Origin of the sequence: Brachybacterium saurashtrense (assembly GCF_003355475.1) — a bacterium.
GTDB classification, from domain to species: Bacteria; Actinomycetota; Actinomycetes; order Actinomycetales; family Dermabacteraceae; genus Brachybacterium; species Brachybacterium saurashtrense.
The window spans coordinates 2,614,210-2,628,612 of sequence record NZ_CP031356.1; the positions used below are offsets into that span (position 1 = coordinate 2,614,210).

At 72.3% G+C, this 14,403-nt stretch carries 11 protein-coding genes; 8 read left to right on the forward strand and 3 right to left on the reverse strand.

What is annotated here, in order from left to right:
• Window positions 1-110: 110 nt before the first annotated feature.
• Both DWV08_RS11835 and DWV08_RS11840 read right to left on the reverse strand, forming a co-directional pair.
• On the reverse strand, window positions 111-1,649 hold the full coding sequence (locus DWV08_RS11835) for a mannitol dehydrogenase family protein (RefSeq protein WP_115413980.1): 1,539 nt from the start codon (window positions 1,647-1,649) through the stop codon (window positions 111-113).
• A 190-nt stretch (window positions 1,650-1,839) separates the two neighbouring features.
• Window positions 1,840-2,820 carry a sugar-binding transcriptional regulator gene (locus DWV08_RS11840; RefSeq protein ID WP_115413981.1) on the reverse strand — a complete coding sequence of 327 codons (981 nt, stop codon included), beginning with the start codon at window positions 2,818-2,820 and terminating at the stop codon, window positions 1,840-1,842.
• 299 nt (window positions 2,821-3,119) lie between these two features.
• On the opposite strand from DWV08_RS11840, the gene DWV08_RS11845 reads away from it, so the two are divergent.
• Genes DWV08_RS11845 through DWV08_RS11855 form a run of 3 tightly spaced genes read left to right on the forward strand, consistent with a single transcriptional unit; the run spans window position 3,120 to window position 6,366 of the window.
• Entirely contained in the window at window positions 3,120-4,490 is a 1,371-nt protein-coding gene (locus DWV08_RS11845; protein WP_115413982.1) for an ABC transporter substrate-binding protein, read from the forward strand.
• A 3-nt stretch (window positions 4,491-4,493) separates the two neighbouring features.
• The gene (locus tag DWV08_RS11850; protein ID WP_115413983.1) at window positions 4,494-5,432 is read left to right on the forward strand and encodes a carbohydrate ABC transporter permease; all 939 of its coding nucleotides are present in this window, start codon (window positions 4,494-4,496) and stop codon (window positions 5,430-5,432) included.
• Window positions 5,433-5,481: 49 nt separating this feature from the next.
• Window positions 5,482-6,366 carry a carbohydrate ABC transporter permease gene (locus DWV08_RS11855; protein ID WP_206516711.1) on the forward strand — a complete coding sequence of 295 codons (885 nt, stop codon included), beginning with the start codon at window positions 5,482-5,484 and terminating at the stop codon, window positions 6,364-6,366.
• A gap of 74 nt (window positions 6,367-6,440) precedes the next feature.
• Here the strand turns inward: DWV08_RS11855 and DWV08_RS11860 are convergent, their stop codons facing one another.
• Window positions 6,441-8,579: an NAD(+) synthase gene (locus tag DWV08_RS11860; RefSeq protein WP_115413984.1), complete on the reverse strand. Its 2,139-nt coding sequence runs from the start codon at window positions 8,577-8,579 to the stop codon at window positions 6,441-6,443.
• Window positions 8,580-8,750: 171 nt separating this feature from the next.
• On the opposite strand from DWV08_RS11860, the gene DWV08_RS11865 reads away from it, so the two are divergent.
• The 5 genes from DWV08_RS11865 to DWV08_RS11885 all read left to right on the forward strand — a co-directional run bounded on the left by DWV08_RS11865 (window position 8,751) and on the right by DWV08_RS11885 (window position 14,367).
• A complete protein-coding gene (locus DWV08_RS11865; RefSeq protein WP_115413985.1) occupies window positions 8,751-9,614 on the forward strand; it encodes a carbohydrate ABC transporter permease in 864 nt (287 codons plus the stop codon).
• Window positions 9,615-9,628: 14 nt separating this feature from the next.
• A complete protein-coding gene (locus tag DWV08_RS11870; RefSeq protein ID WP_115413986.1) occupies window positions 9,629-10,528 on the forward strand; it encodes a carbohydrate ABC transporter permease in 900 nt (299 codons plus the stop codon).
• A gap of 125 nt (window positions 10,529-10,653) precedes the next feature.
• Window positions 10,654-12,015, forward strand: a complete 1,362-nt coding sequence (locus DWV08_RS11875) for an extracellular solute-binding protein (RefSeq protein ID WP_115413987.1) — start codon at window positions 10,654-10,656, stop codon at window positions 12,013-12,015.
• Window positions 12,016-12,256: 241 nt separating this feature from the next.
• Window positions 12,257-13,240 carry an ABC transporter ATP-binding protein gene (locus DWV08_RS11880; protein WP_115413988.1) on the forward strand — a complete coding sequence of 328 codons (984 nt, stop codon included), beginning with the start codon at window positions 12,257-12,259 and terminating at the stop codon, window positions 13,238-13,240.
• On the forward strand, window positions 13,240-14,367 hold the full coding sequence (locus DWV08_RS11885) for an ABC transporter permease (RefSeq protein ID WP_115413989.1): 1,128 nt from the start codon (window positions 13,240-13,242) through the stop codon (window positions 14,365-14,367). The genes DWV08_RS11880 and DWV08_RS11885 overlap by 1 nt, the downstream gene beginning before the upstream one ends.
• Window positions 14,368-14,403: the final 36 nt, after the last annotated feature.

Genomic DNA, 14,403 nt, shown 5'->3' on the forward strand with positions numbered 1-14,403 from the left:
CGGGGCGGGGTAGTGGCGTGCGGCCGGGACCGGCGGGCGGGGCACGCCGACGGCGGGCCCGGGCGGGGCCTGGCGGGCGGGGCCGGCCGACGCGGCCGGGGCCGGAGGCGTCAGCCCAGGTCGGCGGTGAGTTCGGTGAGCAGGGCGCGGGCGCCGGCGGTGCGCAGCACCTCGAGGGCGTGGAGGTAGGGGGCGGTGAACGCCTCGTGCTCCACCAGGTCGCCGAACAGCTCCTCGTCACGGAGGAAGGCGAGCAGGTCCTCGTCGTGCTTCGCGGCGGCGGCCATCACCCGGTCGTGGAGGCGATCCACCACCGGCCACTCCTCGCCGTTCTCGCCGGTGCCCTCGGCGTAGCGGGCCCAGGAGGCGACGATCGCGGCGGAGGCGCTCACGTCGCGGCCGGCGGCGAGGTTCTCGCGGATCACGGGCACCAGCCAGGTGGGGATGCGATCGGAGGACTCGGCGGCGAGGCGGGCCAGGGTGTCCTTCACCTCCCGATTCGCGAACCGGGCCATCAGCTCGTCCTTGTAGGCGGTGAGGTCGATGCCCGGCACCTCGGGCACGGCGGGCGTGCCCTCCCCGTCCATGTACAGGGTGCGGGTGAACGGGGCGAGGTGCTCGTCCACGGCGGCCTCGTCGGCGTAGGTCTGGCCCAGCAGCAGGCCGAAGTAGGCGATGGCCTGGTGGGAGCAGTTCAGCAGGCGCAGCTTCATCAGCTCGTACGGCTCCACGTCCTCGACCATCTGCACGCCCACCTCCCCCCAGGCGGGGCGACCGGCGGGGAAGGAGTCCTCGAGCACCCACTGCACGAAGTCCTCGCTCACCACGGGCCAGGCGTCCTCGATGGCGTAGTCCTCGGCGATCATCGCGATGTCCTCCGGCGCGGTGACCGGGGTGATGCGGTCCACCATGCAGTTGGGGAAGGCGACCTCCGCCTCGATCCAGTCGCCGACGGGCGCGTCCCCGTGCAGGCCGTTCTCGTCGCGGCGGCGGGCGTAGGCAAGGATCATGCGCTTCGCGAGATCACCGTTGCCGCGCACGTTGTCGCAGGACATGACGGTGAACGGGGCGGTGCCGGCCTCGCGGCGGCGGCGCAGCGCCTCCACCACGTAGCCGAACATGGTGCGGGGGCCGGCGGCGGAGAAGTCCGCCTCGAGATCGGCGGCGACGGCCTCGGTGCCGAACTGGAACTCGCCGGTGGAGGGGTTGTAGTTGTAGCCGCCCTCGGTGACGGTGAGGGAGACGATCCGCACGGCCGGGTCGGTCATCTGGGCGAGCACGGCCTCGGGATCGTCGGGCGCGAAGAGGTAGCGGGCGATGGAGCCGATCACGCGCGGGTCGCGGGTGCCGTCCGGCGCCTTGGTGACCAGGGTGTACAGCCCGTCCTGCGCGGTGAGGGCGTCCCGCATGCGGGAATCGCCGGGCAGCAGGCCCACCCCGCACAGCGCCCAGTCGAGATCCTTCCCGCCGTTCATGAGGCGGTCCAGGTACATCGCCTGGTGAGCGCGATGGAAGCCGCCCACCCCGAAGTGGACGATGCCGATGCGGCGCTGATCCAGCGGCTGCCGCGGGGTGGCGACCTCGCCCCGAGCGGCGATCTCGGGCAGGGCGGAAGCGGTCAGGGCGGTGCGGGGCGTCGGCGCGGTCATGGCTCATCCTTCGACGGCGAGTGAGGGTGACAGAGACGATACACACTTCGGCGTCAGATGAGCAGGGGGTCTCGCTCATCTGTTCGGCGCGGTGCGTCGGGGCCGACGGGCGGCCGCGCCCACCCGGGACGCCCCGCCGCGTCGGCGCCCACCCGGGCCGCCCCGCCGCGCCGACCGGCACCCACCCGCGTCAGCTCAGCAGCGCGGCGACCTGGTCGGCGAGCTCGGGCCCCAGCACGATGTCGTCCACCAGACCGGAGCGCGCCGCGGCCAGCACGGCCTCGGGGTGCCCGGCCGCGGGGGCGGCAGCGATCACGCGGGCGCGGCGCAGCTGGTCCGGGCGCACCCCGATCACGCGGTCCTCCATCGCCGAGTGCCACACGGCGCCCTCCGCGTTCAGCAGGATCCCGCAGATCTCCGCGACCACCCCGGCCTCGCGGGCCCGCTGCTGCTCGTCGGGCCGCAGGCGGGCCCAGAGGGTCGAGGTCCCGGCCGCCCAGGCACCGATGGAGACCGTGGCGGTGTCGAGCTCGTCGGCCGCATCGAGCGCCGTGCGCACCTCCTCCATCGCCCGCAGCGAGGCCGCGACCTGTGGCGAGTCGACGATCAGCGGGGTGGGCAGCGCCCACACCTGACCGCCGGCGCGGGCGCCCAGCTCGTGAACCAGCGCGGAGGACTGCGCGGTGGAGTGCCCGGCGGTGCTCACCGGGCCCACCAGCTGGATGATGTCGGCCGTGGGGAGGGTCTCCAGCGCGTCCGGCAGGTGCACGAGGGTGCGCGACCAGGCCACGCCGAGGCGGCCGCCCTCGCGCAGGTGGGTGCGCAGCAGGCGGGCCATCTGGCGGGCGATCGCCACGCGGGGCGTCTCCCCCGGGCGCGGCGGGGCGACGGTGACCGAGGAGATGCCGAGCTGCTGGGCGAGCGGGGCGAGGTCGCGGCCGCCGGCGGTGGGATCCACGATCTCGATCCGCACGATCCCCTCGGCGCGGGCCTCCTCGAGCAGGCGCGCCACCTGGAAGCGGGAGAGGCCGTGACGGCGTGAGAGCTCCACCTTGGAGGCGCCGTCGAGGTAGTGCTCGCCGGCGAGGGCGACCTTGAGGGCCACCTCGTCCTGCCCGTCGGCGCCCGCCGTCGGCGCCGCCTGACGCGGCGGTGACTGCTCGCTGCCCATCGAGGCTCCCTCCCGCGGCGCGCGGCCGCCCGTCGTCCCGTGCCCACCCGCCGACGGACCCTCCGCACACTGCACTCGGATCTCATCTGCGGGCCGGCGGTTGCTCAACTGAGGATATATGACTACGCTCACTCACAGATGAGAGCCGAACACTCTCACATGAGCACGACCTGTCTCAGCGCGGCTCCGGCCGCCGCACCCTCCCCACCGCGACGACGCGCCCTGCGCGCGCCCGCCGCACCCGCCATGACCGCCGCGTCGGCCCGTCCGTCGCCGAGATGTTCACAGGAGAACAGCGCATGGGAACCCCTCGACCACACCCGCCCCACCCCCGACGCCGCACCGTGCTCGGCGCCGGCCTGGCCGCGGGCCTCGGCGCCGCGGGCCTCGCCGGCTGCGGCGCCGGCGGCTCCCGCGAGACCCTCGTGGTCGCGATCGTCTCGAACCCGCAGATGCAGGACGCGATCTCGCTGGTCGGCCACTTCACCGAGGCGCACCCGGAGATCGACGTGCGCTTCGTGTCCCTGCCGGAGAACGAGGCGCGCGCCAAGATCACCGCCTCGGTCGCCTCCGGCGGCGGCGAGTTCGACGTCGTGATGATCTCCAACTACGAGACCCCGCTGTGGGCGGCCAACGGCTGGCTCACCGACCTCGAGCCCTACATCGCCGAGACCCCCGGTTACCAGCGAGACGACTTCCTGCCCACGATCCGCGACGCCCTCAGCGTGGACGGGGCGATGCACTCGGTGCCGTTCTACGGCGAGAGCTCGTTCCTGGTGTACCGGCGGGACCTCTTCGAACAGGCCGGGCTCACGATGCCCGAGCGTCCCACCTGGGACGAGATCCGCGGCTTCGCCGAGACCCTGCACGACCCCGCAGCCGGCCTGACCGGCATCGCGCTGCGCGGCCTGGCCGGCTGGGGCGAGAACCTCGCCCCGATGAACACGGTGATCAACACCTTCGGCGGGCAGTGGTTCGACGAGGACTGGACGCCGCGCCTGGACTCCGACGCCGTGCGCGAGGCGGTGAGCATGTACGTGGACACCGTGCGCACCTGGGGCCAGCCCGGCGCCGCGACCTCCGGCTTCGGCGACTGCCTCACCCAGGTCGCGCAGGGCACGGCGGCCATGTGGTATGACGCCAGCTCCATGGTCTCCGGCATCGAGGACCCCCGCTCCTCCACCGTAATGGGCGACACCGCCTACGCCCTCGCCCCCACCATGGAGACCGAGTACTCCGGGTGGCTGTATTCCTGGGCGCTGGCGATCCCCGAGACCTCCCCGCGCAAGCAGGCGGCCTGGGACTTCATCGCCTGGATGACCCATCCGGACTACTTCCAGCTGGTGGGCAGCGAGGTGAGCTGGGAGGCGCTGCCCCCGGGCTCGCGCCGCTCCACCTACGAGATCCCCGAGTACGCGGAGATCGCCGAGAACTACGCCGAGCCGACGCTGACCTCCATGGACCACGCCACCCAGGAGGAGACCATGGCGCAGCCCGTCCCCTACCCCGGGCTGCAGTTCGTGGGCATCCCCGAGTTCCAGGACCTCGGCACCCGCGTGGGCCAGCAGTTCTCCGCCGCGATCGCCGGCCAGCAGAGCGTCGACGACGCGCTCGCCCAGGCGCAGCGCTTCGCCGAATCCGTCGCCCGCACCTACGGCTGGGAGGGCTGAGCCATGGCCGCCACCGCTGACACCGCCACCGACACGAGCACCACCCCCGACCCCCACCCGATCTCCCGGGCGGAGGGCTGGCGCCGCCGGCTCCCCCTGATGCCCGCGTTCCTGTTCGTGGTGATCTGCACGCAGATCCCGTTCCTGCTCACCATCTGGTACTCGCTGCGGTCCCGGAACCTGCTGCGCCCCGAGGGCGAGCAGTTCGTGGGGCTGCGCAACTACCTCGACCTCGCGATCGACTCCACCTTCCGCACCGCGGCGCTGAACTCGATCCTGCTCACCCTGGGCTGCGTGCTGGTCTCGCTGGTGCTGGGCCTGGGCCTGGCGCTGCTGCTGGACCGCGAGTTCGTGGGCCGCGGCGTCATCCGCACCCTGCTGATCACGCCGTTCCTCATCATGCCGGTGGCCGGGGCGATGCTGTGGTCGATCTCCATGTTCGACCCCACCTACGGCCTGGTGAACTGGCTGATCGGCACCGTGGGGATCTCCCCGGTGGACTGGACCAGCCAGTACCCGATGCTCTCGATCATCGTGGCGCTGGTGTGGCAGTGGACGCCGTTCATGATGCTGCTGCTCCTGGCCGGGCTGCAGTCCCAGACAGGGGACGTGCTCGAGGCCGCCAGCATGGACGGCGCCGGCCCCTGGACCACCTTCGTGCACATCACCCTGCCCCACCTGCGGTTCTACCTGGAGCTGGCGGTACTGCTGGGCGCGATCTACGTGGTCAACACCTTCGACCAGATCTACCTGATGACGGCCGGCGGGCCCGGCACCGCCAGCGCCAACCTGCCGTTCTACATCTACCAGCGCGCCTTCCTGGGCTTCGACATCGGGCAGTCCGCCGCGATGGGCGTGGTCACCGTGATCGCCACCATCGTGATCGCGACCTTCGCGCTGCGCCTGATCTTCACCAGCATCAACGCCAAGGAGCAGTCATGAGCACACTCCGTCGACGAACCGCCCGCACCGTTCGGGAGGAGATCTCCTCATGAGCACAGCCGCCGTCGCCGCTCCCGCCCGCATGCCCGCGAGCGCCCCGCCCCGGCCCCGTCGACCGAAGGGCCAGGCCACCGGGCGCCTGCTCACCGTTCTCGCCTGGGCCGCCGGCCTGCTGTTCTTCGCCCCCGTGGCGTGGATGGTGCTGACCAGCTTCAAGCAGGAGTCGCAGGCCGCTTCCAGCCCGCCCACCTTCTTCTTCACCCCCACCCTCGAGCAGTACACCTCGATCATCGGCTCCTCCGGGGCGGGCTCCTACCTGCTGAACTCGGTGATCGCGACCGTCGCCTCCACGGCGCTGGTGCTGGTGCTGGCGGTGCCCGCCGCGTACGCGGTGAGCATCCGGCCCGTCAAGCGCACCCAGGACGTGCTGTTCTTCTTCATCTCCACGAAGATGCTGCCGATCGTCGCGGTGATCATGCCGATCTACGTGATCGCCGGGCAGATCCGGATGCTCGACAACATCCTCACCCTCATCGTGCTGTACACCGCGATGAACCTGCCGATCGCGGTGTGGATGATGCGCTCGTTCTTCCTGGAGGTGCCCGGGGAGGTGCTCGAGGCCGCCTCGATCGACGGCGCCTCGCTGCTGCGCACGATGCGCACGGTGCTGCTGCCGATGGTGGCGCCCGGCGTCGCGGCCACGGCGCTGATCTGCGTGATCTTCGCCTGGAACGAGTTCTTCTTCGCCCTGAACCTCACCGCCGCGAACGCCGCCACGGTGCCGATCTTCCTGATGTCGACCATGACCTCGGAGGGGCTGTTCCTGGCGAGGCTCTCCGCCGCCTCGGTGCTCGCCTCCCTGCCCGTGGTGATCGCCGGCTGGGTGGCGCAGAAGCAGCTGGTGCGCGGCCTGTCGATGGGCGCGGTGAAGTAGGAGGGGCCGACGGGGCGGGGCCGACGTGCGGACATGCTGTGTCCTGTCGGTCCCGCTCCTCGCAGACAGTCCGGTCAGCTCCCCGGCACGTCCCGTGCGATCTCGGCGAGCCACGCGGCCGACGCCGCGTCCGAGGGCATCCGCCAGTCCCCGCGCGGGGACAGCGACCCGCCGGCCAGCACCTTCGGGGCGTTCGGCAGGGCGGAGCGCTTGAACTGGTTGGCGAAGAAGCGCCGCGTGAACACGGTCAGCCAGTGCTTGATCTCCGCCCGGTCGTAGGCGCGCTTGTCCTCGTCGGCATACCCGGCCGGCCACAGTCCGGCCTCCCTGTCCCCCCAGGCCTGGTGGGCGAGGTAGGCGATCCTGCCGGGGCCGGCGCCGCGGCGCAGCACGTGGTACAGCGTGAAGTCGTGCAGCGCGTAGGGGCCGATGGAGTCCTCGGTGGACTGCGCCTTCTGCCCGGGCGCGGTGGGGATCAGCTCGGGCGAGATCTCGGTGTCCAGCACGGCCTGGAGGATCTGCCCCGTCGGCCCGTCGAACAGCTCCTCCGCGATCACCCAGCGGATCAGGTGCTGGATGAGGGTCTTGGGCACGCCGGCGTTCACGCCGTAGTGGGACATGTGGTCGCCCACCCCGTAGGTGCACCAGCCCAGCGCCAGCTCGGAGAGGTCGCCGGTGCCCACCACGATGCCGCCGTGATGGTTCGCGAGGCGGAACAGGTAGTCGTAGCGCATCCCGGCCTGGACGTTCTCGAAGGTGACGTCGTACACCGGCTCGCCGTCGCCGAAGGGGTGGCCCATGTCCTTCAGCATCTGGCTGGAGGCGGGGCGGATGTCGATCGTCTCGAAGCTCGCGCCGATCGCCTCGACCAGCAGCTGGGCGTTGGAGCGAGTGTGCTCCGTGGTGGCGTAGCCCGGCATCGTGTAGGCGAGGATCTCGGAACGGTCGCGGCCCAGCAGGTCCATCGCCCGCGCGCACACGATCAGGGCGTGCGTGGAGTCCAGCCCGCCGGAGACGCCGATCACGGGACGGGCGCCCCCGGGCTTGTCGCCCCCGATCTGCGTGAGGCGCCGCACCAGGCCCGCCACCTGGATGTTGTACGCCTCGTAGCAGTCCTGGGCCAGGCGCGCCGGATCGTCGGGCACGAAGGGGAAGCGGTCGAGGTGGCGGCGCAGGGGGCCGGTTGCGGGCCGGGCCGACGAGGCGGGCCGGGCCGACGGGGCGAACAGCGCCGTGGTGCTCGAGGTGTGGAACTTCTCCAGCGACGCGGCGTGGGTGCGGCGGTTGTCGTCGACCGTGTTCTGGCGGCGGCGCTCGGCGACGAGCCGGTCCAGGTCCACGTCCACGATGGTGGAGCGCACGCCGGTGGGGAAGCGCTCCGACTCCCCCAGCAGGTCCCCGCACTCGTACACGAAGGTCTGCCCGTCCCAGGCCAGGTCGGTGGTGGACTCCCCCTCGCCGGCGGCGGCGTAGAGGTAGGCGGCCTGTGTGCGGGCGGAGGCGGAGCGGGCCATGAGCTTGCGGTCCTCGGCACGGCCGATGGTGATCGGGGAGCCGGAGAGGTTCGCGATCACGGTGGCGCCGGCGAGCGCGGCCTCGGCCGAGGGCGGGATCGGCACCCACATGTCCTCGCAGATCTCCACGTACAGCGACAGGCCCGGTACGTCCTCCACGGTGATGAGGCCGTGCGGGGTGAGCTCCGCGTCCAGGGCGCCGAGGCGCACGGGGACCCCGTCGGCGTCGTCGCCGGGCGCGAACCAGCGCCGCTCGTAGAACTCGCGGTAGGTGGGGAGGTTCTGCTTGGGGGTGATGCCGAGGATCCGGCCGCGGTGGATCACCACGGCGCAGTTGAAGATCCGGGAGCGGTCCGTCGCGCGCAGCGGGGCGCCGAGCACGATGATCGGCATCAGCTCCTCGCTCGCGGCGAGCATGGTGAGCACCGCCTGCTCGGCCGCGTCCAGCAGCGGCTCCTGCATCACCAGGTCGTCCAGCGAGTAGCCGGTCAGGGAGAGCTCGGGGAAGACCGCCACGCCCACCTGCTGGTCGTGCAGGTCGCGCAGCACCTCGAGGTGACGCTGCGCGTTCGTGGCCGGGTCCGCGAGCGCGACCGGCAGCGTCACCGCGGCCACCCGCACGAAGCCGTGGTCGTAGATCGAGGCGTGGGGGTGCCCGGCGGGGGCCTCGATGCCGGCGGGCGTGGTCGCAGTGCTCATGAGTCGAGAGTAGTAGAGGCGGAGGCCGCCACAGCCACCGCTCCAGCCCGATCCCACGGCCCACCACCGGCACTGCCGGGGCACCCGCTGGGCCGCCCCACCGGCCCGGGCCCCGCTGCGATAGCGTGCCCTGGTGGATCTTCAGCGCGGCACGGACCGGGGGCGGGCACGATGAGCTCCCGCCGCCCCCTGCTCGGCTGGCTGCTGATCGCCCCCAGCCTGATCGGCGTCATCTGCTTCCTGATCCTGCCGGTGGTGCTGGCCTTCGCCGTCTCGCTGTTCCGCTGGGATCTGCTGGGCACGCGGGAGTTCCTGGGGGCGGGCAACTACGCCTCGCTGCTCAGCGACGGCGCGCTGGCGAACTCCTTGCTGGTCACGGCCCTGTTCACGCTGATCTCGGTGCCGGTCTCGCTCGGTATCGGGCTGGTGCTGGCCACGCAGCTGGTGCGGGCCCTGCCGGGCTCGGCGGTGGTGCGGGTGATCGTGGTGATCCCCTGGGTGTGCGCGCCGCTGGCGCTGGGCGTGGTGTGGAAGTGGATCTTCCAGCCGTCGGTGGGGGCGCTGAACCAGATCCTCGGGGTGCGGATCGAGTGGCTCACCGATCCGTCGCTGGCCCTGCCGGCGGTGGCGTTCGTGGCGATCTGGCAGAACGTCGGCTACATCTCGCTGTTCTTCCAGGCCGGGCTCACCCGCATCCCCGGCTCGATCTACGAGGCTGCGCGGCTGGACGGCGCCGGCCCCGCCCAGCAGCTGTGGCACATGACCATCCCGCTGCTGCGCCCCACCACGTTCTTCCTCGCAGTCACCCAGGTGGTGGCGAGCTTCCAGGTGTTCGACATGGTGTTCGCGCTCACCGGCGGCGGCCCGCAGCATCGCACCGAGGTGATCGCCTCGCTGATCTACCAGGAGGCCTTCGTCGCCAGCCGGCTGGGCCGCGCCAGCGCGGTCGCGGTGATCCTGTTCCTGCTCCTGGTGGTGATCACGCTGGTCCAGCAGCGCTGGTTCTCCCGCCGCATCACCTACGACATGAGCTGACAGGAGGAGGGACGATGACCGCACCGACGCCCGCGCCGTCCGCACCCGCGCGCCGCCGGCCCCTGACCGGGTCGCTGCTGGCGCGCCGCGTGCTCGGCCACGCCGCCACCTACCTGGTGCTGCTGTGCGCCGCCGCGCTCACGCTGGGGCCGTTCCTGGTCTCGGTGATGACGGCGCTGACCTCCACGCGCCAGTTCGCCCAGCAGGGCCCGCTCTCGCTCCCCGCCCCGCCGGTGCTGGACGGCTTCATCGCCCTGTTCACCCCCACCACCACCTCGGACGGCTTCCTCACCCCGGTGGTGGTGACGGTGCAGATGGTGGCGGTGATCCTGGCGGGGCAGATGGTGTTCTCGGTGCTGGCCGCCTACGCCTTCGCCCAGCTGCGCTTCCCCGGCCGCGACCTGCTGTTCTGGGTGTACGTGGCGACGTTGATGGTGCCGCAGGTGGTGGTCGTGGTGCCGCTGTACCTGATGCTCTCCGAGGTGGGGCTGCGCAACACCTTCTGGGCGCTGGTGCTGCCGTTCGTGCTCGGCTCCCCGTACGCGATCTTCCTGCTGCGCGAGAACTTCCGCGGCATCCCCACCGAGCTGATGGACGCGATGCGGATCGACGGCGCGGGCACGCTGCGCCTGCTGTGGCACCTGGTGGTGCCGCTGAACCGGCCGATCATCGTCACCCTGGTGCTGATCACCGTGGTGACGCACTGGAACAACTTCATGTGGCCGATGGTGATCACCTCGGGCCCGCAGTGGCAGGTGATCACGGTGGCGACCTCCGCGCTGCAGTCCCAGTACAACAACAACTGGACCCTGGTGATGGCGGGGACCACGCTGGCGATGCTGCCGCTGGCGCTGCTGATGATCGTGTTCCAGAAGCAGATCACCCGGTCCGTCGGCGACGCGTCCCTGCGCTGACACCGCGCGGCCGACGGGGCCTCGCCCCGCCCCCGCACCCCGTCGACACCGTCGTTCATCCTCCGCCCGCCGGGCCCGCCGCGGGACCATACTGGAGGGATCCCCTCGCACCGGAAGGACCCGCCATGCTGAACCGTCGCACCCTCCTCTCCTCCGTCGCCGCCGCCGGCCTGCTCGGCGGTGCGGCCGCCTGCTCCCCCTCGGGCGGCGGTGACGGCGGCAGCGGCAGCGGCGGCTCCGATGCCGGGGGCAGCACCGGCGGCGACCAGGGCACCCTCACCTTCCGCTTGTGGGACCAGAACGCCGTGGCCGCGTACGAGGAGTCCTTCCAGGCGTTCACCGCCCAGAGCGGCTGGAACGTGACCATCGACCTGGTGCCGTGGGGCGACTACTGGACGCAGCTGCCGCTGGACATCGCCAGCGGCGACGCGGCGGACGTGTACTGGATGAACTCCGCCAACTACGTCCAGCTCAAGGACTCGGACGCACTGCTGGACATCAATGAGGTGATCCCGGACGGCGCCTCCCAGTGGGAGCAGTCCGTGGTGGAGCTCTACACCCGCGACGGCGGGCTGTGGGGCGTGCCCCAGATCTGGGACTCGATCGCCCTGTTCTACAACAAGTCCCTGCTCGAGGAGGCGGGCGTGGATCCGCAGGATCTCGCCTTCGACCCCGCCGCCGAGAGCGACTCGCTGCGCGAGGCCGGCGCGGCGCTCACCGTGGACGGTGCGGGGCTGCACCCGGGCGAGGACGGCTTCGACGCCGATTCCCGCGAGCAGTTCGGGTTCAACTCCCAGGCGGACAGGCAGGCGATCATCGGGCCGATGCTGGCCGCGAACGGCGCGCAGTGGCAGGAGGACGATCAGTACGTCTTCGCCTCCCCCGAGGGGATCGAGGCGTTCGACTACATGGCCGGGCTCGTCAACGACGCGCAGATCGCCCCCTCCGCGGCGGACACCAACGAGAACGGCGACTTCACCCGCGACCTGTTCACGCAGGGCAAGCTGGGCCTGTTCCAGTCCGGGCCGTACAACCTGCTGGCGGTCTCCGACGGCGTGGCGGACTCGTTCGAGTGGGGTCTGGCCGCGCCGGTCTCCGGACCGGAGGGGCCGAAGTCGCTGGTGCACGGCGTGGTCGCGGTGGGCAACGCCCAGGCCGCCGAGGACCGCCAGGAGGGCATCGCCGCGCTGCTGACCTGGCTGGGCGGCGAGGAGGGCCAGCGGCCGCTGGCCTCGCAGGGCGTCGCCTTCCCCGCGCACGTGGACGCGCAGGACGCCTTCCTTTCCTTCTGGGAGGACAAGGGCGTGGACGTGAGCGTGTTCGTGGACGCGGCGAAGAACGCCGCCGAGGCGGACACCGGCGCCCGTGCGAACGCCGGGCTCACCGCCGTGATGCCGCTCTTCCAGGAGGTCTTCATCGGTCGCCTCCCCGCCGAGGAGGGCATCCCGCAGGCGCAGGAGGAGGGCAACGCCGCCATGGCGGAGTGAGCGCCCGCCTCCACCACTCCCCCACGACTCCTCCCCGCATCCCGCGCCGCACCGCTGTCCACGGCGGCGCGGGCCGTGCCAGTCTGGGCCCATGACGCACACCACACCGCCCGACGGGGGTCCGGGCCGGTCACCGTACGCGCCCCCTCCCTCTCCGAACACGGCGCAGTCGCCGGCCTGGGACACGACGTCGGCGGCTGGTCCCGGCGCGGGAACGACGGCGGGTCCCGGCGCGGTCCCGATGCCGGGAACCGGCTCCGCCGCGGCACCCGACCCCGGCCCCGGCGTCGTCGCCGAGCACGTCAGCCGGTCCTTCGGCACGGTGCAGGCGGTGCACGACCTCTCCTTCACCGCCCCGCGCGGCGCGGTGACGGCGCTGGTGGGCCCCAACGGCTGCGGCAAGTCCACGCTGATGCTGATGCTCGCCTCGCTGCTGGCGCCGGACGACGGGCGGGTGCTGATCGACGGCATCGATCCCGCCGCCGACTCCTCGGCGGTGCGGGAGCGGGTGGGCTGGATGCCGGACCAGTTCGGGGCCTGGGACTCGCTGCGGGTCGCGGAGGTGCTGGAGGTGATGGGGCGGGCCTACTTCCGGCCCGCCGCGCCGCTGCGCACCCGGGTGGCCGAGCTGCTGGAGACGATGGACCTGGTGCCCCTCGCCCAGCAGCCCGCGCACGTGCTCTCCCGCGGGCAGAAGCAGCGTCTGGGCCTGGCCCGGGCGCTGATCCACGAGCCGCAGGTGCTGATCCTCGACGAACCGGCCTCCGGCCTGGACCCGGCGTCCCGGCGGCGTCTGCTGCGGGTGGTGCGCAGGTACGCCGCGGACGGGGCGACGGTGCTGGTCTCCAGCCACATCCTCACCGAGCTCGAGGAGATGGCCGATCACGTGGTGTTCATGGACGCCGGGCGGGTGGTGGACTCCGCCGGCGTCCGCGAGCTCGCCGCCCGGCCGCGGCCGTGGCGGATCTCCTCGCTGCACGAGCAGGCGCTGCGCGAGGCGCTCGCCGCGCTCGGGGTGCGGCACGAGGAGGTGCGCGGCGCGGAGCGCACCGCCTCCGGGCATGCCGAGGCGATCGTGCACCTGCCGGACGAGGTCACGGCCTCGCGCCTGCTGGCCGATCTCACCGCCGCCCATGCCCGGGTGATCGCCTTCGGCCCGGCGACGGGGCGGCTCGAGGCCGCCTATCTCGCCTCGGACGCCGCCCATCGTGAAGGAGCGCTGTGATGAGCTCGCCGACCACCGCACCCCCGACGCACGACCCCGTCGGCCGCCGCCGGCCGCTGAACGGCGCCCTCGCCCTCCGCCCGCGCGGGCTGTGGCTGGTCACCTCGCTCGAGCTGCGCCAGCGGCTCCGCTCGGCGCGCTGGTACGTGGCGCTCGGGGTGTGGACGCTCGCGCTGCTGTTCATCGGCGCGCTGGGGCTGGCGCCCACGCTGTACTCCTCGCAGTGGGACCAGCTCGAACCGGTCGCCGCGGTGGTGTTCAGCCTGCAGATCATCCTGGTGCTGTTCGCGATGCTGCTGGTGGTGCCGGCGCTCTCGGCCGGGTCGATCAACGGCGACCGCACCGCGGGGACGCTGGCCACGCTGCAGGCCAGCCTGCTGAGCCCGGCGGAGATCGTGCTCGGCAAGCTGCTGGCCGGCTTCCTCACCGGCCTCGCGTTCCTGGTGCTGGCGCTGCCGTCGGTGGTGCCGATCGCGGTGCTGGGCGGGGTGGGCCCGCTCTACTTCCTGCGGGTGGTGCTGGTGATCGTGCTGCTCACGCTGTGCGTCACCGCGGTGGGCCTGGGCCTCTCCGCCCTCACGCAGCGGCAGCTGGGCTCGGTGGTGCTCGCCTACGTGCTCGTGTTCGGGCTCACGGCGGTGCTGCCGGTGACCTGGGGCGTCTCCGCGGTGTTCCTGCAGCAGGAGCGGGAGGTGGTCTCGTACCACGCCACCTACAGCACGGACGGCGCCCCGGAGACCTGCGAGCAGCACATGGGCACGCAGAGGGTGCCGCGGGTGGACCTCACCCTGCCGCTGATGTGGGGCAACCCGGTGGTGCTGCTGGCGGAGGCCGCGCCCGCGCTGCCCCAGGACTACTGGCGCGATGACGGCGAGAACCCGGACGCGCTGCGGATGATCAAGGCGGGGATGCGCAGCGCCGCGGCGATCGCCCATCCCGCGACCTCCAACTACTGCGAGCCCGGGCTCGCGGGGTACCCGCAGCAGCTGGGCGATCCGCCGAACCGTCCGATCTGGCCGATGGGGCTGGCGCTGTGGCTGCTCGGCGGGACCGGGGCGACGGCGGTCGCGCTGCAGCGGCTGCGGATCCCCGTGCGACGCCTCGGGAAGGGCACCCGCATCGCCTGAGGGGTGACCGGGCGCGGCCGACAGACCCGTCGGCGC

What these genes read in the sequence shown, in the direction of transcription:
- DWV08_RS11845 (WP_115413982.1), top strand. Translation starts at nt 3,120, where the DNA reads ATGGGAACCCCTCGACCACACCCGCCCCACCCCCGACGCCGCACCGTG.
- DWV08_RS11855 (WP_206516711.1), top strand. Translation starts at nt 5,482, where the DNA reads ATGAGCACAGCCGCCGTCGCCGCTCCCGCCCGCATGCCCGCGAGCGCC.
- DWV08_RS11865 (WP_115413985.1), top strand. Translation starts at nt 8,751, where the DNA reads ATGAGCTCCCGCCGCCCCCTGCTCGGCTGGCTGCTGATCGCCCCCAGC.
- DWV08_RS11870 (WP_115413986.1), top strand. Translation starts at nt 9,629, where the DNA reads ATGACCGCACCGACGCCCGCGCCGTCCGCACCCGCGCGCCGCCGGCCC.
- DWV08_RS11875 (WP_115413987.1), top strand. Translation starts at nt 10,654, where the DNA reads ATGCTGAACCGTCGCACCCTCCTCTCCTCCGTCGCCGCCGCCGGCCTG.
- DWV08_RS11860 (WP_115413984.1), bottom strand. Translation starts at nt 8,579, where the DNA reads ATGAGCACTGCGACCACGCCCGCCGGCATCGAGGCCCCCGCCGGGCAC.
- DWV08_RS11835 (WP_115413980.1), bottom strand. Translation starts at nt 1,649, where the DNA reads ATGACCGCGCCGACGCCCCGCACCGCCCTGACCGCTTCCGCCCTGCCC.
- DWV08_RS11885 (WP_115413989.1), top strand. Translation starts at nt 13,240, where the DNA reads ATGAGCTCGCCGACCACCGCACCCCCGACGCACGACCCCGTCGGCCGC.
- DWV08_RS11880 (WP_115413988.1), top strand. Translation starts at nt 12,257, where the DNA reads ATGCCGGGAACCGGCTCCGCCGCGGCACCCGACCCCGGCCCCGGCGTC.
- DWV08_RS11850 (WP_115413983.1), top strand. Translation starts at nt 4,494, where the DNA reads ATGGCCGCCACCGCTGACACCGCCACCGACACGAGCACCACCCCCGAC.
- DWV08_RS11840 (WP_115413981.1), bottom strand. Translation starts at nt 2,820, where the DNA reads ATGGGCAGCGAGCAGTCACCGCCGCGTCAGGCGGCGCCGACGGCGGGC.